Raw genomic sequence first — 24,018 nt, 5'->3', positions numbered from 1 at the left:
ACCGGGTCAGTCCAGCGTGTACTCGAAGGTGCTGACGACGCGCAGCCGCTTGACGCGTGCGCTGCCGTCGTCGAAGCCCTCACCGCCCGCCGCGCCGATCTGGATCACGCCCTGGTTGGCGTTGCGCAGCCCGCCCAGCGTGGCGCCGGCCTCGGCGGCGAACTTCTCGGCCTGCTCGCGCGCGTTGCGCGTGGCCTCGGCCAGCAGCGGCGCCTTGGCCTCGTTGAAGGCGCGCAGCTGGTAACGCGGCCCGGCCGGGCCGTCGCCGCCGAGCTGCACGCCGGCCTGGATCAGCGGGTCCACGGCCAGCGCCGCGGCTTCGACGGCCTGGGGCCGTGCCGACTTCACCAGCACCTGGGCCGTGCCCTGGAAACGCAGCGGCTGGTTGTTGCCGCCGTACTCGCGCGCCCACAGGTCCTGCACCTGCAGCGGCCGGATCTCGATCTCGGCCTCGGTGAAACCCTGGGCCTTCAGGAAGGCGACGACGCGGTCGCGGTCCTCGGCGAGCTGGCGCTGCACGGCGCCGAAGTCGGCACCGCCGCGCCGGAACGCGAGCGGCCAGACGGCGTAGTCGCTGTCGACATCCTTCTCGGCCAACCCCTTGACGGTCACCGAACGGTCGGCGGCGCGGAAACGCTCCAGCCCCTTGCCGACGCCGTAACCGCCGGCGGCCAGCCCCGCCGCCAGGACCAGCGCCGCCACCAGCCCCACGGAACGCGTGTTGTCTGCCATCACGGACCTCCTGACCCCCATTCTGGACGATGGCCCAACCTTAGAATCCGCGGCATGAAAGCCTCCGAGATCCGCTCCACGTTCCTGAAGTTCTTCGAATCGAAGGGACACACCATCGTTCCGAGTTCGCCGGTGGTGCCGGGCGACGACCCGACGCTGCTGTTCACCAACGCCGGGATGAACCAGTTCAAGGACGTGTTCCTCGGCTTCGACAAGCGGCCGTACACGCGCGCGACGACCAGCCAGAAGTGCATCCGCGCCGGCGGCAAGCACAACGACCTGGAGAACGTCGGCTACACCGCGCGGCATCACACCTTCTTCGAGATGCTGGGCAACTTCAGCTTCGGCGACTACTTCAAGAAGGACGCGATCAGCTTCGCCTGGGAGCTGCTGACCGAGCACTTCAAGCTGCCCAAGGACAAGCTCTGGGCGACGGTCTACGCCGAGGACGACGAGGCCTACGACATCTGGCTGAAGGTCATCGGCCTGCCCGCCGAGCGCATCGTGCGCATCGGCGACAACAAGGGCGCGCGCTACGCCAGCGACAACTTCTGGATGATGGGCGACACCGGCCCCTGCGGCCCGTGCTCGGAGATCTTCTACGACCACGGCCCGGACGTCGCCGGCGGCCCTCCGGGCAGCCCCGAGCAGGACGGCGACCGCTACATCGAGATCTGGAACAACGTCTTCATGCAGTTCAACCGCACCGAAGACGGCACGATGCACCGGCTGCCCAAGCCCAGCGTCGACACCGGCATGGGCCTGGAGCGCCTGGCCGCGGTGTTGCAGCACGTGCACAGCAACTACGAGATCGACCTGTTCGTGAACCTGCTGGCCGCGGCCCGGTCGGCCGTCGAGGCTGCCGGCGGCCAGGACGTCGACGCCGAGAGCCCGAGCCTGAAGGTCATCGCCGACCACATCCGCGCCTGCGCCTTCACGGTGGCCGACGGCATCATCCCCGGCAACGAAGGCCGCGGCTACGTGCTGCGCCGCATCGCCCGCCGCGCCATCCGCCACGGCTACAAGCTCGGCGCGCGCAAGCCCTTCTTCCACACGCTGGTCGAGGCCCTGGCCGTCGAGATGGGCGAGGCCTATCCCGAGCTGCGCCGCGACAAGCTGCGCATCACCGAGGTGCTGAAGGCGGAAGAAGAGCGTTTCTTCCAGACCATCGCCCACGGCATGGAGATCCTCGAAGGCGCGCTGGCCAGTGGCGCCACCGTCATCGACGGCGAGACCGCCTTCAAGCTGCACGACACCTTCGGCTTCCCGCTCGACCTGACGGCCGACGTCTGCCGCGAGCGCGGCGTCACCGTCGACGGCGCCGGCTTCGACGCCGCGATGCAGCGCCAGCGCGAGCAGGCGCGCAGCAAAGCCAAGTTCAAGATGGCCCAGGGCCTGGCCTACGACGGCGAGGCGACCACCTTCCACGGCTACGAGCACCTGGTCTGCGAACACGCCAAGGTGAGCGCGATCTACGTCGACGGCACGCCGGTGACGAAGGCCCAGGCCGGCGACGACGTCGTCGTCGTGCTCGACCACACGCCGTTCTACGCCGAGAGCGGCGGCCAGGTCGGCGACCGCGGCGAGCTGCGCAACGGCCGCGCCCGCCTCGTCGTCGAGGACACGGTGAAGATCCAGGCCCAGGTGCACGGCCACCAGGCGCGCATCGTCGAAGGCGAGATCGAGATCGGCGACACGCTGGTCGCGCGCGTCGACGCCGAGCTGCGCGCCAAGACCATCCGCAACCACAGCGCCACGCACCTGATGCACAAGGCGCTGCGCGAGGTGCTGGGCGGCCACGTGCAGCAGAAGGGCTCGCTGGTGACGCCGGAGCGCACGCGTTTCGACTTTGCCCACAACGCGCCGGTGACCGCGGCCCAGATCGCCCAGGTCGAGGCGCTGGTCAACGCCGAGATCCTGGCCAACGCCGCCACGCAGGCGCGCACGATGGCCATCGACGAGGCGCAGAAGCTCGGCGCGATGATGCTGTTCGGCGAGAAGTACGGCGAGACCGTGCGCGTTCTCGACATCGGCGGCAGCCGCGAGCTCTGCGGCGGCACGCACGTGCAGCGCACCGGCGACATCGGCCTGTTCAAGATCGCCGCCGAAGGCGGCGTCGCCGCCGGCATCCGCCGCGTCGAGGCCGTCACCGGCGACAACGCGCTGGCCTACCTGCAGCAGCTCGAAGGCGCGCTCGGCGGTGTCGCCGCGACGCTGAAGGTGACGCCGGCCGAGGTGCCGGCGCGTGTCGACGCGGTGCTCGAGCAGCTGCGTGCGCTGGACAAGGAGATCACCGCGCTGAAGGGCCGGCTGGCCTCGGCCCAGGGCGACGAGCTGCTGGCCTCGGCCGTCGACGTCAAGGGCATCAAGGTGCTGGCGGCGACGCTGGCCGGTGCCGACGCCAAGGCGCTGCGCGAGACGATGGACAAGCTCAAGGACAAGCTCAAGAGCGCGGCCATCGTGCTGGCCGCCGTCGATGGCGCCAAGGTGCAGCTCGCCGCCGGCGTCACCGGCGATCTGGTCGCCGGCGGCAAGCTCAAGGCCGGCGAGCTGGTCAACTTCGTCGCCGGCCAGGTCGGCGGCAAGGGCGGCGGCAAGCCGGATCTGGCGATGGCCGGCGGCACCGACGCCGCCGCGCTGCCGCAGGCGCTGGCCTCGGTGGCCGGCTGGGTCGGCGAGCGCGCCTGAGGCGCCGGGCGGCGCCGGCCTGCTTCTCACCCGCCGCGGCTGCCGCCGGCCGCCGGCTGAACCTGCCGGCTGCCGCCGGCCGCACACGATGAAACCCGCACGCCAGAACACCGAGGCCGAGATCGAGGCCTTCAGCACCGTCTGCCAGCGCCTCGGCGGCTTCGACGGCCGTCTGTCGGCCGAATGGTGCGACGGCTTCCTCGCCGCGCTCGCCGCCGGCCCGAAGCCGCTGCCGATCGCGCAGTGGCTGCCGGCGATGGCCGGCGAGGCCTACGAACGTGCCTTCGCCGACCCCGAGGACCAGGCCGCCGCCGAGCAGGCGCTGGCCACACGCGCCGCGGCGCTGGCGGTGCAGCTCGACGCCGAGTCGATCGACGAGGACCCCGACGCGCTGCGCCTGGCGCCGCTGATGTACGTCTGGGACGACGCCGGCCGCCAGGAGGCGATCGAGGTCGACGGCCTGAAGCCCGAGGAGGCCGCGGGCCTCGTCACCGGCGCCGAATGGGCCGATGGCTTCTTCGCCGCGCTGCAGGCCTTCAGCGCCGACTGGCGCGCCGACGCCGGCGAGGACTCGATGGCCGCGTTCGAGGAGCTGCTGGCCCAGGTGCACGCGCTGCGCCTGGCCGAAGGCAGCGAGGAACTGGCCGAGCACGTGAAGGCCGTCTACGGCGACGAAGGCGCCGACCGCGACCGCCTGATCGACGAGGCCTGCTACGCCGTGCAGGACCTGCGGATGTGGTGGGTCGACCACGCGCCCAAGCCCGAGACCCGGCGTGTCGAGAAGACACCCGGTCGCAACGATCCTTGCCCCTGTGGCAGCGGCCTCAAGTACAAGAAATGCCATGGAGCGGCGGCCTGAAGCCGGCCCGCGCTTACAGTCCCGCCCCATGTCCGATCGCCAAGACCTTCTCGGCCGCCACGTCCTGCTCGGGCTGACCGGCGGCGTCGCCTGCTACAAGGCCGCCGAGCTGACGCGCGAGCTCGTCCGCGCCGGCGCCACCGTGCAGGTCGTGATGACCGACGCCGCGCTGCAGTTCATCACCCCGGTGACGATGCAGGCGCTGTCGGGTCGCCCGGTGTTCACCAGCCAGTGGGACGCACGCCCGGCGAACTCGATGGCCCACATCGAGCTGTCGCGCGAGGCCGACGCGATCGTCGTCGCGCCGGCGAGTGCCGACTTCATCGCCCAGCTCGCCCAGGGCCGCGCCGGCGAGCTGCTGGCGCTGGCCTGCCTGGCGCGGCCGGCCGACCGTGTGCCGCTGTTCGTCGCCCCGGCGATGAACCGCGAGATGTGGGCCCATCCGGCGACGCAGCGCAACGTCGCCCAGGTGGCCGCCGACGGCGCCGTCGTGCTCGGGCCCGCCAGCGGCTCCCAGGCCTGCGGCGAGACCGGCGACGGCCGCATGCTCGAGGCCGTCGAGCTGCGCGACGCGCTCGTCGCGCATTTCCAGCCCAAGGTGCTGGCCGGCCGGCGCGTGCTGATCACCGCCGGGCCGACCTTCGAGGCCATCGACCCGGTGCGCGGCATCACCAACCATTCGAGCGGCAAGATGGGCTTCGCCGTCGCGCGCGCGGCGGCCGAAGCCGGTGCCGACGTGACGCTGGTCGCCGGCCCGGTGCACCTGCCGACGCCGGCCGGCGTGCGCCGCATCGACGTCTGCAGCGCGCAGCAGATGCACGACGCGGTGCTGCCGCTGGCGCCCACGCACGACGTCTTCGTCGCCACCGCGGCGGTCGCCGACTGGCGGCCCTCGCAGTTCAACGACCACAAGATCAAGAAGGACGGCAAGAAGATCGCGCCGACCTTCGAGCTGGCCGAGAACCCCGACATCCTGGCCGCCGTCGCGCGCCTGCCCGTGCAGACGCGGCCGTGGTGCGTCGGCTTCGCCGCCGAGAGCCACGACCTCGTGCGCCACGCACGCGAGAAGCTCGAGCGCAAGGGCGTGCCGCTGATCGTCGGCAACCTGGGGCCCGCGACCTTCGGCCGCGACGACAACACGCTGCTGCTCGTCGACGCCGCCGGCGAACGCGAGCTGCCCCACGGCGACAAGCTGAGCCTGGCCCGCGAACTCGTGCGCGAGATCGCCGGCCGCATCACCCGATTCCCGACCTGATGACGACGATCGACCTCAAGGTGCTGGACCCGCGCATGGCGGACCAGCTGCCCCGCTACGCGACGCCCGGCAGCGCCGGCCTGGACCTGCGCGCCTGCCTGGACGCGCCGCTGGAACTGGCGCCCGGCGCCAGCGCGCTGGTGTCCACCGGCATCGCGATCCACGTCGCCGACCCGTCGCTGGCGGCGGTGATCCTGCCGCGCTCGGGCCTGGGCCACAAACACGGCATCGTGCTCGGCAACCTCGTCGGCCTGATCGACAGCGACTACCAGGGCCCGCTGATGGTCAGCGTCTGGAACCGCGGCAGCGCCGCGTACACGCTGCAGCCCTTCGAGCGCATCGCGCAGCTCGTCGTCGTGCCGGTGGTGCAGGCCACCTTCCGCATCGTCGAGGACTTCGACGCGTCGGAGCGCGGCGAGGGCGGGTTCGGCTCCACCGGGGCGCGCTGAGGATCGGCGGGGTCAAATCGGCGGGGTCAGGTCTTGAGAGACCTGACCCCAGCTTTCCAGCGCCGGGCCGCCGGCTTCAGTGCAGCGGCTGCTCCGGCGCGGCCGCGTCCAGCACCGTGAAGGCGTTGTTGCCGACGCTGCGCGCCTCGATCTCGTCCTCGTCGGCCTCGCGCACCGCGCGCACGCGGATCGTCAGCCGCAGTGCCATGCCGGCCAGCGGGTGGTTGCCGTCGAGCACGACGTGCGACGGGTAGACCTCGGTGACGACGTAGATCGTGTCGGCCGGCATGTCCGGCGTCGCCGCGCCCGGCGGCAGGCCCTCGAAGGCCATGCCGGTCTCCAGGTTCTCGGGGAAGAGCTTGCGGTCCTCGAAGCAGACGAGTTCGCTCTTGTAGTCGCCGAAGGCCTGCTCGGGTTCGAGCTGCACGCGCACCTCGTCGCCTTCGACGTGGCCGGCGAGCGCTTCCTCGACCGGGGCGAGCAGGTCGTCGCCGCCGTAGAAGAACTCGACCGGTTCCTTCAGTTCGTCGATGGTGTTGTTCTGGGCGTCGGTCAGCAGCCAGGTGAGACTGACGACGCAGGGAGCTGCGATGTTCATCGGGCGATGATCGCACAGCGTCCGCGGGACAATGGGGCATGGATCTCAACGCACCGATCGCCCTGCTGGGCGGGCTCTCGCCGCAGGCCTTCATGCGGCGCCACTGGCAGAAGAAGCCGCTGCTCGTGCGCCAGGCGCTGCCGGGCGTCACGCCGCCGCTGGCGCGCGCCGCGCTGTTCGACCTGGCCGGCAGCGAAGACGTCGAGTCGCGCCTGGTGCAGCGCGACGGCGGCCGCTGGTCGCTGCGCCAGGGCCCGTTCGCACGCCGCGCGCTGCCGCCGGCTTCGCGCCCGGGCTGGACGCTGCTGGTGCAGGGCCTGGACCTGCACGTGCCGGCGGCGCACGAGCTGCTGCGCCGCTTCTCGTTCATCCCCGAGGCGCGGCTGGACGACCTGATGCTGTCCTGGGCCAGCGACGGCGGCGGCGTCGGCCCGCACCTCGATTCCTACGACGTGTTCCTGATCCAGGTGCACGGCCGCCGCCGCTGGCGCATCGGCCCGGTGGCCGACGAGACGCTGCTGCCCGACATGCCGGTGCGGCTGCTGCAGAACTTCGAGCCCGCCGAGGAGTGGGTGCTCGAGCCCGGCGACATGCTCTACCTGCCGCCGCGCTGGGGCCACGACGGCATCGCCGAAGGCGAGTGCATGACGGCCTCGGCGGGTTTCCGCGTGCCGCTGCAGACCGGGCTGGCGCGCGAGCTGCTGCAGCGCCTGGCCGAAGACGACGAACTCGGCGACGGCGCGCTCTACCGCGACCCGCGCCAGCCGGCCACCGCGACGCCGGGCGAGATCCCGGCGGGACTGCGGGAGTTCGCCGGCCGCGCTGTCGAGCGCCTGCTCACGCGCCGCGGTGCGCTCGACCGCGCGCTCGGCGAGATCCTCAGCGAGCCCAAGCCGCGGGTCTGGTTCGACGGCGAGGCGGTCGACGGCGACGAGGCCTTCGGCGCCGGTGTCGCGCTCGACCCGAAGAGCCGCATGCTCTACGACGAGCGCCACGTCTTCCTCAACGGCGAGTCCTTCGTCGCCGGCGGCCGCGATGCGCGCCTGATGCGCCGCCTGGCCGACGACCGTGTCCTGTCGGCACGCGACTGTGCCGGCCTCAGCGACGGCGCACGCGAGACGGTGGCCGGCTGGATCGAGACCGGCTGGGTGCGCCGGGGTGGGCGATGAGCGCGGGCTCGGTGCTGTTCGACTCGCGCGGCGCCTTCCACGACGCCGTGCACCAGGCCTTCGAGGCCGCGATCGCGCGTGGTGCGCGCCGCATCGTCTGCTGCGACCCCGACTTCGCCGACTGGCCGCTGGATGACGCCGCGCTGCACGAGCGCCTCGTGCCCTGGCTGAAGCGGCCGCAGCGCCGCCTCGTGCTGCTGGCCGCCGACTGGAGCGTGCTGCCGCGCCGTCATCCGCGTTTCGTCGCCTGGCGCACGCCCTGGGCTCACGCCGTCGAAGGCTGGGCGCCGGAAGAGGGCGACGAGGCCGAGCTGCCGCGGGTGCTGGTCGACGACGGCGACGTCTTCGTGCACCTGCGCGACGCCGAGCACTGGCGCGGCCGTGCCGGCCGCGACGCGGGCGACGCGCAGCGCTGGCGCGACGTGCTGGACGGCCGCATCGAGCGCGCGCAACCCTCGTTTTTCCTCCGTCCTTTAGGCCTGTAGGGGAATGCACCTATTCGGCGCTATACTTTTAGGCTAGGCATGGGAGAGGCGCAAAGCCCGTCCTTGTCTTTCGGGGGTGGAGGGTTGCGAGATCCGGGTCGGGTCGACCCACCATCCCTTGAGGTTCCGTCGACCCACAATTCCCTGAGGACACACGCATGAACAAGTCGATCGTTCTGGCTTCGCTGGTCGCCGCGATGGCGCTGGCCGCCTGCGGCAAGAAGGAAGAAACCCCCCCGCCGCCGCCGCCGGCCGCTGAACCGGCTCCGGCCGCTTCGGAAGCTGCTTCGGCGCCGGTGGAAGCCGCGTCGGAAGTCGCCGCCCCGGCCTCGGAAGCCGCCTCCCAATAATCGCGAGACCGAGCGATCCGAACGCTCAAAAGCCGCCTTCGGGCGGCTTTTTTCATGCCTGCGACAAACCCGCAGGGACAAGAAAAAGGCCGCCCGCAGGCGGCCTTCTTTCACGTGGACGAGCTCAGCGCAGTTCGTTGGCCAGGATGCCGGCGATGCGATCACCCGACTCGCCGGCCGAGCCGCTGCCGCTGGCCGGCTGCACCGTCACCGTCGTCTTGTCGCCCGCGGCCTTGACCAGCACGCGGTAGCGCTGCGGGCCCGCCGGGCCGTCCTTGGCGCCGCCGAAGAGCTTCGAGAAGAAGCCGGGCTCCTCCTTGCCGATCTCCTTCGGGTCGATGTAGCGCACGAAGTACAGGCCGGCGGCGCGGTCGCGGTCCTCGACCGAGAAGCCGGTGCGGTCGAGCACCAGGCCGACACGTCGCCAGGCGCGGTCGAAGCTCTCGTCGACCTCCACCGTCGCCGGCGTGCCTTGCACCAGGCGTGCACGCGACTGCGCCACGGCCGGGGCGGCCACGGCCTCACGGGCCTGCGTCTCGGGCGTGCCGAGCTTGACCATCAGCCGCGTCAGCATCTCGGCCTCGAGCTGCGGGTCGCTGGCGCGCGGGCGCCACTCGGTGGCGTCCTTGCGGTCGCCGACGTAGACCTCCTCCAGGCCGCGGTGGGCGATGTAGACCTCGCTGCCGGTGGCGGTGCGTTCGACGCGCATGCGGAAGCGGTCGCGCTCGCCGGTGTCGTAGAGGTTGCCGAACACGCGGCCGATCGTCGTGCGGATGAAGTCGTGCGGCAGCTTGGCGCGGTTCTCGGCCCAGTCGGTCTCGAGGATGCCGGTCTGCGCGTCCTCGCTCTCGATGACGAAGCCGCGCTCCTGCCAGAAGGTCTTCAGCTGCGGCCAGAGCTGGTCGGGCGACATCGGCACGACGAGCCAGCGCTCGTTGCCCAGGCGCTCGACGCGGGTCTCGCCGCGTGCCGCCGGGGCCACGGCGCCGGCCATGGCGGCGCCGTTGGCCGACGTCGCCAGGCCGGAGTTGGCGGCGCTGACGACACCGCCCTGGGCCTGGTAGCGGCTGTCGCGTGCGAGCTGGCTCAGGTCCGGCGGCACGTCCAGCGGCTGCTCGCGCACCTTGGTGCTGCGGTAGTCCACCTTGTCGCCCGACAGCATGTCGCCGATCGAGGAGCAGCCGGCCAGCGCGACGGCAACGGCGAGCGCGGTGGTCCGGGCTGCGGGAACGACGGGAATACGATTCACGGTGACGGTCTCCGGCGCGGCCTGTGGCGGCCGCGGGTGGCGGGTGAGGGGCTTCTTCAGATGCACACGCCGCTGTCGGCGAGCGCGGCGTCGACCGCGGCCTGGCCGGCCTCGGTGACGGGCAGCAGCGGCAGGCGCAGCACGTTGGCGCAGCGGCCCATCCGGTGCAGCGCCCACTTCGCGGGCGCCGGGTTGGACTCGCAGAACAGCGCGCGGTGCAGCGCCAGCAGCTGGAAGTGGATGGCCGTCGCGCGGCGCGCGTCGCCTTCGATCGCCGCGACGCACATCTCGTGCATCAGCCGCGGCGCGACGTTGGCGGTGACGCTGACGTTGCCCTTGCCGCCCAGCAGCATCAGCGCGACGGCGGTGCCGTCGTCGCCGGAATAGACCGAGAAGCCTTCGGGCGCGTGCTTGATCAGCCAGGCGGCGCGTTCGATGTTGCCGGTGGCTTCCTTGATGCCGAAGACACCCGGCACCTGGGCGACGCGCAGCGCGGTTTCCGGCAGCATGTCCGCGACCGTGCGGCCGGGCACGTTGTAGAGCATCAGCGGCAGGTCGACCGCTTCGGCGATCGCGCGGAAGTGGCGGTACATGCCTTCCTGCGACGGCTTGTTGTAGTAGGGCACGACCTGCAGCGTGCAGTCGGCGCCGACTTCCTTGGCGAAGCGCGTCAGCTCGATCGCCTCGGCGGTCGAGTTGCCGCCGGCGCCGGCCATGATCGGCACGCGGCCCTGGGCGCGTTCGACCGAGAAGCGGATCACCTCGCAGTGCTCGGGCACCGTGAGCGTCGCCGATTCGCCGGTGGTGCCGACGACGCCGATGCAGTCGGTGCCTTCGGCGATGTGCCAGTCGATGAGCCGGCCGAGTGCCTCGTAGTCGACGCTGCCGTCCGGGTGCATCGGCGTGACGAGCGCGACGATGCTGCCAACAATTGCCTTCATGCGCTTAAGCCGTAGCCGCGGTAAATCGCCGATTTTAGCTGCCAGAGTGCCGCGCTCCGGCGAGGGCGAGCGCGCCGCTGGGCGGCGCGATGGCGACGATGCGCTGCACGCGCCGCGTCGGCCCGTCGAGCAGCCCGTCTTCATAGGCCAGCACGTGCAGGCCCGAGGCCGCGGCCAGCAGTTCGCCCGGTGCCAGCAGGAACTCCGGCCGCGACGGCCGGCCGTAGCTCTCCTGGCCGCGCGCGAAGGTCTCGTAGATCAGCACGCCGCCGTCGGCCAGCGCCGCGCGCAGCGCCGGGAACAGCGGCCGCCAGAGGTAGTTCGTCACCAGCACCGCGTCGAAGCGGCGGCCGGGCAGGGGCCAGGGGCCGGCCTCGAGGTCGGCGACGACGGTCTCGGCGATGGCCGACAGCGGCGCCAGCGCCTGCACGTCGCGGTCGACGGCAGTGACCTGCCAGCCGCGTTCGGCCAGCCAGCGCACGTGCCGGCCGTGGCCGCAGGCCACATCGAGCACGCGGCCGCCGGCGGGCAGCAGGTGGGCCCAGCGCTGCAGCCAGTCCGACGGCGGGGCGAGGCCCGGCATCAGAAGCAGGACCAGACACGCGTCGCCAGGTCGACGACGGTGTGCGGGTCGCGGTAGGCGGCGAAGACCGCGCCGAGCACGGCGACCGCCACGATCCAGGCCAGCACGCGGCCGGTCTTCATGCAGCCACCGGGCGCGCCTCGGCGCGCGGGATCGCCGTCTCGCGCACCGGCAGGTTGACGAGAGCCGCGAACACGCCCAGCGCCACCGCGATCCACCAGACGACCTGGTAGCTGCCGGTCGTGTCGTAGAGCCGGCCGCCGAGCCAGACGCCGAGGAAGGAGCCGACCTGGTGGCTGAGGAAGACGATGCCGCCCAGCATCGACATGTAACGCACGCCGAAGATCTGGGCGACGATGGCGTTGGTCGGCGGCACCGTCGACAGCCACAGCACGCCCATCGTCGCGGCGAAGAGATAGACGCCCCAGGTCGTGATCGGCGACAGCACGAAGATCGTGATGACGATGGCGCGCAGCAGGTAGATCGCGGCCAGGATGTGGCGCTTGGCGAGCTTCTGCCCCAGCACGCCGGCGGCATAGGTGCCGAAGACGTTGAACAGGCCGATCAGCGCCAGCGCGGTGGTCGCGACCTCGGGGCCCAGGCCCTGGTCCTTCAGGTAGGCCGGCATGTGCACGCCGATGAACACGACCTGGAAGCCGCAGACGAAGTAGCCGGCGGTCAGCAGCAGGAAGCTGCGGTAGCCCAGCGCCTCGCGCAGCGCCGCGCCCACGCTCTGTGCCGGGCCGGTGTGCACGCCGGCGCCGGCCGGCTCCTTCAGGCCGAAGGCCAGCGGCACGATGGCCAGCGCCGCGCAGCCGAGCAGGAACAGCGCGTTCTGCCAGCCCAGCCCGCCGATCAGCCAGTTCTCCACCGGCACCATCAGGAACTGGCCGAACGAACCCGCTGCGGCGGCCACGCCCATCGCCCAGGAGCGTTTCTCGGGCGCGACGTTGCGCGCGATGACGCCGTAGATCACCGCGTAGGTCGTGCCCGACTGGGCGATGCCGATCAGCAGCCCGGCGCCGCCGGTGAAGGCCAGCCCTGAGGTGGCGAGCGCCATCGACACCAGGCCCAGCGCGTACAGCACCGAGCCGACGATCAGCACGCGGAAGGCGCCCCAGCGGTCGGCCAGCATGCCGGCCACCGGCCCGGCCAGGCCCCAGGCCAGGTTCTGCACCGCCAGCGCGAAGGCGAAGGTCTCGCGTGTCCAGCCGCGGTCCATCGTGATCGGCTGCAGCCACAGGCCGAAGCCGTGGCGGATGCCCATGCTGAGGGTGACGATCGCGGCGCCGCAGAGCAGCACCTGCGTCATCGACAGGCGCGGTGCGGTCGTGGCGGGGATCATGGGGGCGCAATGTATCCAATGCGGCGAGGGCGCGTCGGCGGCGCGGTCGGCGCGGCAATGGCTGTGCTCCACCGTGGTTCCTTCGTGCACTTTCGCGGTTCAGTTGCAGGCGATTCGGTGCATGCGCTTTTGAATGGTGAATCGTGAGGAGATGTTCGGGAAACTATGGTGAAAGCGTCTGCGGACCGGTCGGTAGAGTGCGCCTCTTCAACGGCAACGGCAGCGGCGCATGAAGGTCCTGGTCCTGGGCAGCGGTGTCATCGGCACCTCGGTGGCTTACTACCTCGCGAAGTCGGGGCACGAGGTCGAGGTCGTCGAGCGCCAGAGCGGCCCGGCGCTGGAAACGAGCTTCGGCAACGCCGGCGAGATCTCGCCGGGCTACTCGTCGCCCTGGGCCGGCCCGGGCGTGCCGCTGAAGGCCATCAAGTGGATGCTGATGCAGCATTCGCCGCTGGTCGTCAGCGCGCTGCTCGACCCGAAGATGTGGCGCTGGGGCCTGGCGATGCTGGCCAACTGCAACGCCCGCGCCTATGCGCTGAACAAGAGCCGCATGGTGCCGATCGCCGAGTACAGCCGCGACTGCCTGAAGGCGCTGCGTGCCGAGACCGGCATCGAGTACGACGACCGCGCCCAGGGCACCTTGCAGCTGTTTCGCACCCAGAAGCAGCTCGACGGCATAGTCGGCGACGTCGAGGTGCTGCGCCAGTACGGCGTGCCCTTCGAGGTGCTGGACCGCGAGGGTTTCGTCAAGGTCGAGCCGGCGCTCGCGCTCACCCAGGAAAAGTTCGTCGGTGCGCTGCGCCTGCCCAACGACGAGACCGGCGACTGCTTCAAGTTCACCAACCGCCTGGCCGAGATGGCGCGTGCGCTGGGCGTACGCTTCCGCTTCGACACGACGGTGCAGGGCGTCGAGGTCTCGGGCGGCCGCGTCTCGGGCGTGCGCACGACGGCCGGCACGCTGAGCGCCGACCGCGTCGTCGTCGCGCTCGGCAGCTTCTCGCCGCAGTGGATGAAGCCGCTGGGCCTCAGCCTGCCGATCTACCCGGTCAAGGGCTACTCGATCACGGTGCCGATCACCGACGCCGCCTTCGCGCCCGAGTCGACAATCATGGACGAGACGCACAAGGTGGCCGTCACGCGGCTGGGCGACCGCATCCGCGTCGGCGGCACGGCCGAGCTCGGCGGCTTCGACCTGACGCTGCGTGGCGGCCGCCGCCAGACGCTGGAGCACGTCGTCACCGACCTGTTCCCGCGTGGCGGCGACGTCTCGCGCGCCGAGTTCTGGTGCGGCCTGCGCCCGATGACGCCCGACGGCACGCCGATCGTCGGCGAGACGCCGGTGCGCGACCTGCTGCTGGCCACCGGCCACGGCACGCTGGGCTGGACGATGGCCGCCGGCACCGGGCGTGTCATCGCCGACATCGTCTCGGGCCGCCAGCCCGAGATCGACGTCGCGCCGCTGAACATCGCTCGCTACGGTTGAGGCGCGCCGGGCTGGCCGCGCAAGGAAGACTGGGGAAGACTGAGGAAGACTGGGGTCAGGTCCCGAGGGACCTGACCCCATCCGCCCTCGGGACCTGACCCCATCCGCCTGACCCCATCCCCGGGGTTCCTAGAATCCGCCCCCTATGGCAATCAAGCAGGGCAGTTATGCCGAAGCCTCGATCCGCGTCTTGAAGGGCCTGGAGCCCGTCAAGCAGCGGCCGGGCATGTACACGCGCACGGACAACCCGCTGCACGTGGTCCAGGAAGTGATCGACAACGCCGCCGACGAGGCGCTGGCGGGCTTCGGCAAACGCATCGCGGTGACGCTGCACGCCGACGGCTCGGTCGCCGTCGAGGACGACGGCCGCGGCATCCCCTTCGGCCTGCACCCCGAGGAGCAGGTGCCGGTGCTGGAGATCGTCTACACGCGGCTGCACGCCGGCGGCAAGTTCGACAAGGGCTCGGGCGGTGCCTACAGCTTCTCCGGCGGCCTGCACGGCGTCGGCGTCAGCGTGACGAACGCGCTGGCGACGCGGCTGGAAGTGACGGTCTGGCGCGAAGGCCAGTGCGCGACGCTGGCCTTCGGCAACGGTGGCGAGGTCATCGAGCCGCTGGCGGTGCGCAAGGCGACGTCCAGTGAACGCCGCCACGGCACACGCGTGCGCGTCTGGCCCGACCCGAAGTATTTCGAGAGCCCCGAGCTGCCGCGCGGCGAGCTGCTGCACCTGCTGCGCAGCAAGGCCGTGCTGATGCCCGGCGTCACCGTCACGCTGGCCACCGAGAAGACCGGCGAGACCCAGACCTGGCGCTACGAATCCGGCCTGCGCGACTACCTGCTGCAGAGCCTGGCCGCCGAGCCGCTGATCCCGCTGTTCGAGGGTGCCCAGTACGCCGCCGCCAACGAGACCGAGAGCTTCGCCGAAGGCGAGGGCGCGGCCTGGTGCGTGGCCTTCACCGACGAAGGCACGACGCTGCGCGAGAGCTACGTCAACCTGATCCCGACGGTGGCCGGGGGCACGCACGAGTCCGGCCTGAAGGATGGCCTGTTCCAGGCGGTCAAGGGCTTCATCGAGCTGCACGCGCTGCTGCCCAAGGGTGTCAAGCTGATGCCCGAGGACGTGTTCTCGCGCGCCAGCTTCGTGCTGTCGGCCAAGGTGCTGGACCCGCAGTTCCAGGGCCAGATCAAGGAGCGGCTGAACAGCCGCGACGCGCTGAAGCTCGTCGCCAGCTTCGTGCGCCCGGCGCTGGAGATCTGGCTGAACCAGCACGTCGAGTTCGGCAAGAAGCTGGCCGAGCTCGTGATCCGCCAGGCGCAGACGCGCCAGCGTGCCGGCCAGAAGGTCGAGAAGAAGAAGGGCTCGGGTGTCGCCGTGCTGCCCGGCAAGCTGACCGACTGCGAGAGCCGCGACCTGAGCCTCAACGAGGTCTTCCTCGTCGAAGGCGACTCCGCCGGCGGCAGCGCCAAGATGGGCCGCGACAAGGAGACCCAGGCCATCCTGCCGCTGCGCGGCAAGGTGCTGAACTCCTGGGAGGTCGAACGCGACCTGCTGTTCAAGAACAACGAGATCCACGACATCTCGGTGGCGCTGGGCGTCGACCCGCACGGCCCGGCCGACGAGCCCGACCTGTCGGGGCTGCGCTACGGCAAGGTCTGCATCCTGTCGGACGCCGACGTCGACGGCTCGCACATCCAGGTGCTGCTGCTGACGCTGTTCTTCCGCCACTTCCCGAAGCTGATCGAACGCGGTCACGTCTACGTCGCGCGCCCGCCGCTGTACCGCATCGACGCGCCGGCGCGCGGCAAGCGCCCGGCGGCCAAGCTCTATGCGCTGGACGACGGCGAGCTCGAGGCGGCGCTGGACAAGCTGCGCAAGGAAGGCGCGCGTGAAGGCTCGTGGACCATCAGCCGCTTCAAGGGCCTCGGCGAGATGAACGCCGAGCAGCTCTGGGACACGACGCTGAACCCCGAGACGCGCCGCCTGCTGCCGGTGGCCTTCGGCGCACCGGGCTTGGACAACACCGTCGAGCTGTTCACGCGGCTGATGGGCAAGGGCGAGGCGCAGGCGCGGCGCGATCTGATGGAACTGCGCGCCGACGCGGTCGAGATCGACGTCTGACGGGGCTGCGCTCGGTGTTCTCCTGACGCCGGGATCGGGGGTTGACGCTCTGCTCCGGCGTCGGAAAAGTCAAATGCTTCTGCCGCATGTGGCTTTTCTTTGCCGGAGTTCGTCCCATGACCCAGGTTCTCAAGCCGTTGCGCACGGCCGTCTTGCTGGCCGTGTCGGCGGTTGTCTGCAGCGCGTCGATGGCGGCCGTCGCCGCCGACGCGGGCAGCGTGAACGTCATCGTCGCGTACAAGGCCGGCGCCGCCGCCAAGCTGCGCAGCGGGCTCGCCGGTCTTGGCGGCAAGCTCCGCGCCGACCTCGCCGACGACAACGCGATCGCGGTCACCGTGCCGCGCGCCAAGCTCGCCAAGCTGCGGGCGCTGGCCGGCGTCGACTACGTCGAAGAGGACGTGATCCACACCCTCCAGGGCCAGCGCAGCACCTCGATCAAGAGCCGCAAGGCGGCGCTGGCGGCCGCGTCGACGCAGACGCTGCCCTACGGCATCACCGCCGTGCAGGCCGATCAGGTGGCCGGCACGCCGGCCTGGACACCCAAGGTCTGCATCGTCGACTCGGGCATCGACGGCACGCACGAGGACCTCGCCGGCAACAAGCTGGCGGGCCAGAACTTCTCCGGCTCGGGCAGCTGGAACACCGACGAGAACGCGCACGGCACGCACGTGGCCGGCACCGTCGCGGCGCTGGACAACGATGTCGGCGTCGTCGGCGTCAACGGCCGCAAGCAGGTCTCGCTGTACATCGCCAAGGTGTTCGACGCCTCCGGCAGCGCCAGCGCCTCGACGATCACCAAGGCCATCAACGCCTGCGGCCGCGCCAAGGCGAACATCGTCTCGATGTCGCTGGGCAGCGCCAGCCCCAGCCGCACCGAGAAGCGCGCCATCGACCGCCTGACGCAGAAGGGCATCCTGTTCATCGCCGCGGCGGGCAATGCCGGCACGACGGCGGTGTCGTACCCGGCCGGCTTCGACAACGTGATGTCGGTCGCCGCCGTCGACGAGAACAAGGCCTGGGCTTCGTTCTCGCAATACAACGCGACGGTGGAGATCGCCGCGCCGGGCGTCGCCGTCGTCTCGACGGTGCCGCCCAACGTGCTGACGATGAGCGTGCTGAAGGTCGGCGGCGTCGCCGTGCCCTCGCTGTCGATGGAAGGCTCGCCGGTCACCGGCGCCACCGGTGCGCTCGCCGACTTCGGCTTTGGCGACACCCCGGCCGCCGGCTCGATGACCGGCAAGGTCTGCCTGATCTCGCGCGGCAACATCTCGTTCGCCGACAAGGTCGTGAACTGCCAGACCAGCGGCGGTGTCGGTGCGGTCATCTACAACAACACCGCGGGCGAGCTCGCCGGCACGATGGGTGACGTCGTCACGACGATCCCGTCGGTCGGCATCACGCAGGCCGACGGCGCGGCGCTGATGGGCCAGCTCGGCCAGTCGACCTACGTCGCGATCGAACCCGATCCGGCCAAGTACGCCGCGTTCAACGGCACCTCGATGGCCACGCCGCATGCCTCCGGTGTCGCGGCGCTGGTGTGGAGCTACTTCCCGAGCTGCAGCGCGCAGCAGATCCGCAGCACGCTGGTCAAGAGCGCGCTGGACATCGGCGACCCCGGCCGCGACGACAAGACCGGCGCCGGCCTGGTGCAGGCCAAGGCCGCGATCGACCGCATCAACACGCTGGGCTGCGCGAACTGAGCCGCGACGCGAGAGGCCGCCAGGCCTCTCGCGCCAGGCTCGGCCCTCGCCGCAAGGCCTGGCCCGCCATCCGAGAACCGCCGGCCGTGCCCGGCGGTTTTCATTTGCGCGGCGCCGAACTGCACCACCGCGACGGCGGTGTTCGCCGGATCGCGGCGGCGGTGCGCCGCCTACGATGCGGCGATCGTGTCCCGCGTCCGCCCGAGCTTCCTCCGTCCCGTCCTGCTGGCGCTGCTGCTGGCCGCCGGTGGCCCGGCCCATGCCGAACTCTGGGGTTATGTCGACGCCCAGGGCGTGGCGCACTTCGCCTCGCGCGCGGTCGACTCCCGCTACCGCCTGGTGCATGCCGACACCGCCGCCACCGGCCCGCGCGTGCCCGGCAAACGCGACGGCGCCGACGCGCTGCTGACCTGGATGGAAATCGCGCCGGAGGCCAAGGTGCTGGTGCCCTGGGTGCGCGAGGCCGCCCGCCTGCACGGCGTCGACGCCGAACTGCTGACCGCCGTCATCGCCGTCGAGTCGGGCTTCCGGCGCGACGCGGTGTCGCCGCGCGGCGCGATCGGGCTGATGCAGATCACCGCCGTCACCGGCGACCGCTACGCGACCGCGGCCGAGCGCCGCCAGCCTGCGGCCGAGCGCCTGCTCGACGCGCGCACCAACATCCACACCGGCGCGCGCATGCTCGCCGACCTGACGCGCCGCTACGGCCGCATCGAGCTCGCGCTGGCGGCCTGGAACGCCGGCGAAGGCACGGTGCGCCGCCACGGCGGCCTGCCGCGCCTGGCCGAGACCCGCGCCCACGTGCACCTGGTGCTGGAGCTGTACTGGGCGCTGCTGCAGCGCAGCCAGGCGGCGCGCGCGACGCGGCTGGCGCTGGGCTGAACCGGCGCGCTCCGGCGCCGCCCGGCGGCGTTTGCGAGAATCGCCGCCTTTCCAAGCCGAGCGGCCCCGCGGCCGCCCGCCCTGCATGCGAGACCTCTTCGATTTCGCGGCGGCCGAACCCGCCGACGCCCTGACGCTGGCCGACTACGCCGAACGCGCCTATCTCGAGTACGCGCTGTCGGTCGTCAAGGGTCGCGCGCTGCCCGACGTCTGCGACGGCCAGAAGCCGGTGCAGCGCCGCATCCTGTACGCGATGCACCGCATGGGGCTGGGCTACAACGGCAACGTCGGCGCCAAGCCGGTGAAGAGCGCACGTGTCGTCGGCGACGTGCTCGGCCGCTACCACCCGCACGGCGACACCGCGGCCTACGACGCGATGGTGCGCATGGCCCAGGACTTCAGCCAGCGCTACCCGCTGGTCGACGGCCAGGGCAACTTCGGCAGCCGCGACGGCGACGGCGCGGCGGCGATGCGCTACACCGAGGCCCGCCTGGCGCCGATCGCGCGCCTGCTGCTCGACGAGATCGACGAAGGCACGGTCGACTTCCAGCCCAACTACGACGGCTCGACCCAGGAGCCGCGCCAGCTGCCGGCGCGCCTGCCTTTCGTGCTGCTGAACGGCGCCTCGGGCATCGCCGTCGGCCTGGCCACCGAGATCCCCAGCCACAACCTGCGCGAGGTCGCGGCCGCCGCGGTCGAGCTGATCCGCGACCCGGCGCTGGCCGACGACGCGCTGTACACCCTGCTGCCCGGCCCCGACTTCCCCGGCGGCGGCCAGATCATCAGCAGCGCCGCCGAGATCCGCGCCGCCTACGCCAGCGGCCGCGGCAGCCTGAAGGTCCGCGCGCGCTGGACGATCGAGGACCTGGCGCGCGGCCAGTGGCAGCTCGTCGTCAACGAGCTGCCGCCGGGCACCAGCGCCCAGCGGGTGCTCGAGGAGATCGAGGAGCTGACCAACCCCAAGCTGCGCCCCGGCAAGAAGGCGCTGACGCAGGAGCAGCAGCAGCTCAAGCAGACCGTGCTCGCGGTGCTGGACGCGGTGCGCGACGAGTCCAGCAAGGACGCGCCGGTGCGCCTGGTCTTCGAGCCCAAGAGCCGCACCGTCTCGCAGCAGGATCTGATCACGACGCTGCTGGCCAACACCAGCCTGGAGTGCAACTCGCCGGTCAACCTGACGATGGTCGGCGCCGACGGCCGGCCGACGCAGAAGAGCCTGCGCCAGATGCTGGAGGAGTGGATCGGCTTTCGCCAGCAGACGGTGCAGCGGCGCACGCGCCATCGCCTGGACAAGGTGCTGGAGCGCATCCACGTGCTCGAAGGCCGGCAGCTGGTGCTGCTGAACATCGACGAGGTGATCCGCATCATCCGCGAGAGCGACGAGCCGCGCGCCGCGCTGATCGCACGCTTCAATCTGAGCGAGCGCCAGGCCGACGACATCCTCGACCTGCGGCTGCGCCAGCTGGCGCGGCTGGAGGCGATCAAGATCGAGCAGGAGCTGAAGGAGCTGCGCGAAACGCAGGCCAGGCTGGAAGAGATCCTCGCCAGCCCGGCGGTGCTCAAGCGCACGCTGATCCGCGAGATCGAGGCCGACGCCAAGGCCTGCGGCGACGAGCGCCGCACGCTGATCCAGGAAGAGCGCCGCGCGGTCGCCGAGATCCGCGTCGTCGACGAGCCGGTGACGGTGGTCGTCAGCCAGAAGGGCTGGGTGCGGGCGCTGAAGGGCCACGAGGTCGAACGTTCGACGCTGGGCTTCAAGGCCGGCGACGCGCTCTACGCCACCTTCGCCTGCCGCAGCGTCGACACGCTGCTGGTCTTCGGCGACCGTGGCCGCGTCTACAGCGTCGCCGTCTCGTCGCTGCCCGGCGGGCGCGGCGACGGCGTGCCGATCACGACGCTGATCGAGCTGGAAGCCGGCACCGCCATCGCCCACTACTGGGCCGGCGCCGCCGACACGACGCTGCTGCTGGCCAACAGCGGCGGCTTCGGCCTGCTGGCCAAGGCCGGCGACCTGCACGGCCGCCAGCGTGCCGGCAAGAGCTTCCTGACGCTGGAAGCGGGCGAGCGCCCGCTCGAGCCCTGGGCCGTGGCCGCCGGCCAGACGAACGCCGCCTGCCTGGCGGCCGACGGCCGGCTGCTGGTCTACCCGCTCGACGAGCTGAAGCACCAGCCCAACGGCGGCCGCGGCCTGACGCTGATGGACGTCGACGCGGCGACGCCGCTGGTCGCGGTGGCGGCCTGCGCGCAGTCGGTGCTGGTCGTCGGCAGCGGCCGCGGCGGCAAGGCGCGCGACGAGGAGATCCGCAACAGCGCCTTCACCTCCTGCATCGGCAAACGTGCGCGCAAGGGGCGCAAGCTGGAAGGCTTCCAGAAGGTCGCCGCGCTGCGCTCGCCGGCCCCCTGAAGCTGCGGCGGGCGTGCACGATCTCACGCTCGCCCGCCCGCAGCAGGCGCCGCACCCCGGAGCGCGGGGATGTGTCAAACCGTAACGGCTTCTATCGTCCGGCCCGTTGCAAGCTCATGCGGACCCGACGATGACCCCCGTTCTCCTGCGCGCCGCCGTCGGCGCGATCGCCCTGTTCACGGCCGCCGGTGCGGCCCAGGCCGCCAGCGTCACGCTCACCGACTGGGCCTACGGCAGCGGCGTGTCGGTCGAGGGCGCCTACGTCAGCCCCGACGTGCCGGCACGTGGCAACAGCTACCGCCACAGCTTCAGCGTCGAGGCCGGCGCGTTCAAGGGCAGCTGGCTGGCCGACGGCCAGAGCGCCGCCACCGACTTCATCACCTACTGCGTCGAGCTCGAGGAGACCTTCTCGTTCGGCCGGCAGGCGATGACCGGCTACCAGCTCGTCGGCGGGCTCGACTACTTCGGCAGCCAGGCCAAGGTCGACCTGCTGGGCCGCCTGATGACCTACGTCGGCCAGAACGCGTCGGCGGTCGACACGGCCTTCGAGTCGGCGGCGCTGCAGCTCGCGATCTGGAACACCGTCTACGACAAGGACACGAGCGTGCGTTCGGGCAGCGGCTTCAACCTCGCCGAGGGCCGGCCGCTGCGGGCGCTGGGCGACTACGCCATCGAGCTGCTGCTGGCCGCCGCCGGCGTCAGCTCGATCTACGACATCTCGGTGCTGCAGCGCAACGGCTCGCAGGACTTCCTGATGGCCTCGCTGCGCCAGGGGCCGGCCAAGCCGGCCAGCAACGACGTGCCCGAGCCGGGCAGCGCGGCACTCGCGCTGCTGGCGCTGGGCGCCGCCGGTGCCGGCCTGCGCCGGCGCAAGGCCTGAGAGGCCGGCCGCGGCCGGCGTTCGCCGCGTTCAGCGCCGCGGCTGCGCCATCACGATGATGGCCCCGAGCGCCGACAGCACGAACAGGCCCAGGCTCCAGAACTCGTAGGGCAGACCGAAGAGGCGGGTGGCCGCGTCGGCGCAGCTGGTCATCGCCATGAACAGGTCGGGGTAGCGAGCGTCCAGGCCGAGCGCGCCGATGAAACGTTCGGCGAAGGACAGGTCGCACGTGGCCTCGCTGGCCGCGACGAAGTGCTGCCACAGCGCCGCGCCGATGCCGCAGCCGGCAAAGCCCAGCGCCAGCAGCGCGCCGACACGCCGCCCCAGCGGCGAGCGCCAGACCAGCGCCAGCGCCGCTGCCGCCGCCAGCGCCAGGAAGATCAGGCGCTGCAGCACGCACCAGGGGCACGGCGGCATGTTCCAGGCGTGCTGGGTGTAGTAGGCCGCGGCGACGGCCGCCGGGCCGCCGAGCGCGATCGCGCCCAGCACCAGATCGGCGCGCTTCATCGCCGGCTCCGCTCGCGCGCTACGGGGGGGGTCACTTAAGCTCGGCGATCAGTTCGATCTCGACGCAGGCGCCCAGCGGAATCTGGGCGACGCCGAAGGCGCTGCGCGCATGGGCGCCGACCTCGGCGCCGAAGACCTCGACGAAGAGCTCGCTGGCGCCGTTGGTCACCAGGTGCTGCTCGGTGTAGGTCGGCGTGCTGTTCACCAGGCTCATCACCTTGACGATGCGGGCGACGTTCTCCAGCCCGCCGGCCGCGGCCGCCAGCGTGCCCAGCAGGTCGACGGCGATCGCGCGCGCCGCGGCCTGGCCTTCGGCGGTGGTCATCGTCAGGCCGAGCTGGCCGACCCAGGGCTTGCCGTCGCGCTTGGCGATGTGGCCGGAGATGAAGACGAGCTTGCCGGTCTGCACGAAAGGCACGTAGGCGGCGGCGGGCACGGCGACGGCGGGCAGCGTGATGCCCAGCTGGTTCAGGCGGTCTTGGATGCTCATGGTCGGCTCGGGAGGGCACGCCTTCGGGGGTGCCGTTCAGGGGAACGGGCCATCCTACACTGGGCCGATGACCGGCCCGGCGGAGCCTGCGGCGCGAGGGTGGTGGGCCGCCGGTGCTGGCTGGCTGGCCGGTGTGCTGCTGCAGCTGCACCAGCCCGAACCCTGGGGCGCGCAGATCCAGCTGCTTCTGCTGGTGTCCGCCGCCACGTTGCTGGCCCTGGCCGGGGGCCGCGGCCCGCGCCGTGCGGCCTCGCTGGCACTGGCCGCCGCCGCGCTCGGCGCCGCCTCCACCGACTGGCGTGCCACCCAGCGCCTGGCCGAGCGCCTGGCACCCGGGCTGGCCGGTGCCGAGCTGGTGCTCACCGGCGTCGTCGTGCGCATCCCGGCGGTGCATGCCGGCGGTGTGCGTTTCACCGTCGAGACCGAGGGCGCGGCCACGGCCGACGGCCGCCCGGTGACGGTGCCGCCGCGTGTCGTGCTCGGCGGGTATGCCGACGGCGACGCGCGCCCGCCGGGGCCGGCGGTCGGTGAACGCTGGCGCTGGCACGTCCGGCTCAAGCCGCCGCACGGCGGGCTCAATCCGCACGGCTTCGACGCCGAGCTGGCCTGGTTCATCCAGGGCATCGGCGCCACCGGCAGCGTGCGCGCCGCCCCCGCGCCGCAACGGCTGGCGGTCGACGCCGCGGCACCGCTGGAGCGCTGGCGCCAGCGCGTGCGCGACGCGGTCTTCGCGCGGGTCGCCGACCCGGCCGCCGCCGGCGTGCTGGCGGCGCTGGCGATCGGCGACCAGGCGGCGATCGAGCGCGAGGACTGGGAGCTCTTCCGCGTCACCGGCGTCGCCCACCTGATGAGC

23 protein-coding genes are annotated in these 24,018 nt (G+C 71.8%); 14 read left to right on the top strand and 9 right to left on the bottom strand.

Translation table 11 applies throughout. From position 1 onward, the window contains the following. Positions 1–6: 6 nt before the first annotated feature. Positions 7–732, bottom strand: a complete 726-nt coding sequence (locus tag RBXJA2T_RS18050; protein ID WP_009858869.1) for an SIMPL domain-containing protein — start codon at positions 730–732, stop codon at positions 7–9. Between the two features lie 54 nt (positions 733–786). Here RBXJA2T_RS18050 and alaS point away from each other — a divergent pair, with 54 nt between their 5' ends. The 4 genes from alaS (at position 787) to dut (ending at position 5,983) form a co-directional block, all read left to right on the top strand. After that, the gene (alaS, locus tag RBXJA2T_RS18045) at positions 787–3,420 is read left to right on the top strand and encodes an alanine--tRNA ligase (RefSeq protein ID WP_009858868.1); all 2,634 of its coding nucleotides are present in this window, start codon (positions 787–789) and stop codon (positions 3,418–3,420) included. An 88-nt stretch (positions 3,421–3,508) separates the two neighbouring features. Then, entirely contained in the window at positions 3,509–4,279 is a 771-nt protein-coding gene (locus RBXJA2T_RS18040; RefSeq protein ID WP_009858867.1) for a UPF0149 family protein, read from the top strand. 28 nt (positions 4,280–4,307) lie between these two features. Beyond that, positions 4,308–5,534: a bifunctional phosphopantothenoylcysteine decarboxylase/phosphopantothenate--cysteine ligase CoaBC gene (gene coaBC / locus RBXJA2T_RS18035; protein ID WP_009858866.1), complete on the top strand. Its 1,227-nt coding sequence runs from the start codon at positions 4,308–4,310 to the stop codon at positions 5,532–5,534. Further along, complete coding sequence (gene dut, locus RBXJA2T_RS18030) at positions 5,534–5,983, top strand: dUTP diphosphatase (protein WP_009858865.1); 450 nt, start codon at positions 5,534–5,536, stop codon at positions 5,981–5,983. Before coaBC ends, dut begins: the two co-directional genes overlap by 1 nt. Positions 5,984–6,059: 76 nt before the next feature. Here dut and RBXJA2T_RS18025 read toward each other — a convergent pair whose 3' ends face one another. Beyond that, on the bottom strand, positions 6,060–6,581 hold the full coding sequence (locus tag RBXJA2T_RS18025; protein ID WP_009858864.1) for an FKBP-type peptidyl-prolyl cis-trans isomerase: 522 nt from the start codon (positions 6,579–6,581) through the stop codon (positions 6,060–6,062). A gap of 38 nt (positions 6,582–6,619) precedes the next feature. Between RBXJA2T_RS18025 and RBXJA2T_RS18020 the strand changes: the two genes are divergently transcribed. From RBXJA2T_RS18020 to RBXJA2T_RS18010, 3 genes are all read left to right on the top strand, one after another. Further along, the gene (locus tag RBXJA2T_RS18020; protein WP_009858863.1) at positions 6,620–7,750 is read left to right on the top strand and encodes a cupin domain-containing protein; all 1,131 of its coding nucleotides are present in this window, start codon (positions 6,620–6,622) and stop codon (positions 7,748–7,750) included. After that, positions 7,747–8,235, top strand: a complete 489-nt coding sequence (locus RBXJA2T_RS18015) for a hypothetical protein (protein ID WP_029718632.1) — start codon at positions 7,747–7,749, stop codon at positions 8,233–8,235. The genes RBXJA2T_RS18020 and RBXJA2T_RS18015 overlap by 4 nt, the downstream gene beginning before the upstream one ends. Positions 8,236–8,393: 158 nt before the next feature. Continuing rightward, positions 8,394–8,585 carry a hypothetical protein gene (locus tag RBXJA2T_RS18010; protein ID WP_009858861.1) on the top strand — a complete coding sequence of 64 codons (192 nt, stop codon included), beginning with the start codon at positions 8,394–8,396 and terminating at the stop codon, positions 8,583–8,585. A gap of 124 nt (positions 8,586–8,709) precedes the next feature. On the opposite strand, the gene bamC is transcribed toward RBXJA2T_RS18010, so the two are convergent. The 5 genes from bamC to RBXJA2T_RS17990 are packed head-to-tail and all read right to left on the bottom strand — an operon-like array spanning position 8,710 to position 12,703. Next, a complete protein-coding gene (gene bamC / locus RBXJA2T_RS18005) occupies positions 8,710–9,834 on the bottom strand; it encodes an NlpB/DapX family lipoprotein (RefSeq protein WP_138938928.1) in 1,125 nt (374 codons plus the stop codon). Between the two features lie 56 nt (positions 9,835–9,890). Next, entirely contained in the window at positions 9,891–10,775 is an 885-nt protein-coding gene (dapA, locus tag RBXJA2T_RS18000) for a 4-hydroxy-tetrahydrodipicolinate synthase (protein WP_009858859.1), read from the bottom strand. 34 nt (positions 10,776–10,809) lie between these two features. Beyond that, on the bottom strand, positions 10,810–11,358 hold the full coding sequence (locus RBXJA2T_RS17995; protein ID WP_009858858.1) for a class I SAM-dependent methyltransferase: 549 nt from the start codon (positions 11,356–11,358) through the stop codon (positions 10,810–10,812). Then, a complete protein-coding gene (locus RBXJA2T_RS20890) occupies positions 11,358–11,480 on the bottom strand; it encodes a hypothetical protein (RefSeq protein ID WP_009858857.1) in 123 nt (40 codons plus the stop codon). The genes RBXJA2T_RS17995 and RBXJA2T_RS20890 overlap by 1 nt, the downstream gene beginning before the upstream one ends. Then, positions 11,477–12,703 (bottom strand): MFS transporter, encoded by a 1,227-nt coding sequence (locus RBXJA2T_RS17990; RefSeq protein WP_009858856.1) that lies wholly within the window; start codon positions 12,701–12,703, stop codon positions 11,477–11,479. The genes RBXJA2T_RS20890 and RBXJA2T_RS17990 overlap by 4 nt, the downstream gene beginning before the upstream one ends. A 229-nt stretch (positions 12,704–12,932) precedes the next feature. Between RBXJA2T_RS17990 and RBXJA2T_RS17985 the strand changes: the two genes are divergently transcribed. The 6 genes from RBXJA2T_RS17985 to RBXJA2T_RS17960 all read left to right on the top strand — a co-directional run bounded on the left by RBXJA2T_RS17985 (position 12,933) and on the right by RBXJA2T_RS17960 (position 22,168). Continuing rightward, on the top strand, positions 12,933–14,186 hold the full coding sequence (locus RBXJA2T_RS17985; protein ID WP_009858855.1) for a D-amino acid dehydrogenase: 1,254 nt from the start codon (positions 12,933–12,935) through the stop codon (positions 14,184–14,186). Positions 14,187–14,331: 145 nt separating this feature from the next. Then, positions 14,332–16,305, top strand: coding sequence for a DNA topoisomerase IV subunit B (locus RBXJA2T_RS17980; protein WP_009858854.1), 1,974 nt, complete (start codon positions 14,332–14,334; stop codon positions 16,303–16,305). A 116-nt stretch (positions 16,306–16,421) separates the two neighbouring features. Beyond that, positions 16,422–18,005 (top strand): S8 family serine peptidase, encoded by a 1,584-nt coding sequence (locus RBXJA2T_RS17975; protein WP_009858853.1) that lies wholly within the window; start codon positions 16,422–16,424, stop codon positions 18,003–18,005. 186 nt (positions 18,006–18,191) lie between these two features. Further along, positions 18,192–18,887, top strand: a complete 696-nt coding sequence (locus tag RBXJA2T_RS17970) for a lytic transglycosylase domain-containing protein (protein ID WP_237704902.1) — start codon at positions 18,192–18,194, stop codon at positions 18,885–18,887. An 85-nt stretch (positions 18,888–18,972) separates the two neighbouring features. Next, positions 18,973–21,288, top strand: coding sequence for a DNA topoisomerase IV subunit A (gene parC / locus RBXJA2T_RS17965; RefSeq protein WP_009858851.1), 2,316 nt, complete (start codon positions 18,973–18,975; stop codon positions 21,286–21,288). Positions 21,289–21,418: 130 nt separating this feature from the next. Beyond that, positions 21,419–22,168 carry a PEP-CTERM sorting domain-containing protein gene (locus RBXJA2T_RS17960; RefSeq protein ID WP_009858850.1) on the top strand — a complete coding sequence of 250 codons (750 nt, stop codon included), beginning with the start codon at positions 21,419–21,421 and terminating at the stop codon, positions 22,166–22,168. A 30-nt stretch (positions 22,169–22,198) separates the two neighbouring features. Here RBXJA2T_RS17960 and RBXJA2T_RS17955 read toward each other — a convergent pair whose 3' ends face one another. Both RBXJA2T_RS17955 and RBXJA2T_RS17950 read right to left on the bottom strand, forming a co-directional pair. After that, on the bottom strand, positions 22,199–22,675 hold the full coding sequence (locus tag RBXJA2T_RS17955; RefSeq protein WP_009858849.1) for a disulfide bond formation protein B: 477 nt from the start codon (positions 22,673–22,675) through the stop codon (positions 22,199–22,201). A 31-nt stretch (positions 22,676–22,706) separates the two neighbouring features. Continuing rightward, on the bottom strand, positions 22,707–23,165 hold the full coding sequence (locus RBXJA2T_RS17950) for a RidA family protein (RefSeq protein WP_009858848.1): 459 nt from the start codon (positions 23,163–23,165) through the stop codon (positions 22,707–22,709). Positions 23,166–23,232: 67 nt separating this feature from the next. Between RBXJA2T_RS17950 and RBXJA2T_RS17945 the strand changes: the two genes are divergently transcribed. Next, positions 23,233–24,018, top strand: a 786-nt coding sequence (locus RBXJA2T_RS17945; protein ID WP_039956889.1) for a ComEC/Rec2 family competence protein, incomplete at its 3' end; no start/stop codon positions are given.

Source organism: Rubrivivax benzoatilyticus JA2 = ATCC BAA-35, from assembly GCF_000190375.1.
GTDB lineage: Bacteria > Pseudomonadota > Gammaproteobacteria > Burkholderiales > Burkholderiaceae_C > Rubrivivax > Rubrivivax benzoatilyticus.
This window is presented reverse-complemented; position numbering and strand designations above follow the sequence as displayed.